This is a genomic window from Streptococcus sp. HMSC072D07 (assembly GCF_001814835.1).
Lineage (GTDB): Bacteria > Bacillota > Bacilli > Lactobacillales > Streptococcaceae > Streptococcus.
Map to the genome: position 1 here is coordinate 86,074 of NZ_KV818067.1, position 488 is coordinate 86,561.

The window sequence follows — 488 nt, forward strand, 5'->3', positions numbered from 1 at the left end:
CTAAGCCCACGAGCTAAGCAGTTGGCTTATTTGAAAGAACATGAAGAAGATATGGCTGATTTTGTCAAGTCTTTAAGTCCTAAAGTTGAAAGTGTCCAGTTCGATTGGGATAGTATGAAGGTTGGTCAGGTAGGAAACGGCACTCCTCAAGGTGGAGGTTATATGATGACAGTGAACGGTAGAATCAATGACAATAAGAATACTGAATTCACACTAGGGATTCCTCTAAAACGAAATTTAAATGAAGTACCTGAGGAACTGGTTATTTATGAAATGCAACCTATAAGAATTTTACGAGACGGTGGGTGGTTTTTATACGAGTAGCTAATTAAAAACGACGATTACTAGTACTCATATATAACTTGTTTAGGAGAATAGAAATGAAAAAACGTACCTTGGTTTGGCTAGTTATAGCTCTTGTAGTATTTGGTGGCGGAGCATGGATGGCGAAAGAAGCAAATTTATTTCTAAGCCCACGAGCTAAGCAG

Annotated in this window: 1 protein-coding gene; it reads left to right on the top strand. The window is 38.3% G+C overall.

The features are described 5' to 3' along the window. Nucleotides 1-324 (top strand): hypothetical protein (locus tag HMPREF2991_RS06850; RefSeq protein WP_083312773.1); only part of this gene is annotated, 324 nt, incomplete at its 5' end. Nucleotides 325-488: the final 164 nt, after the last annotated feature.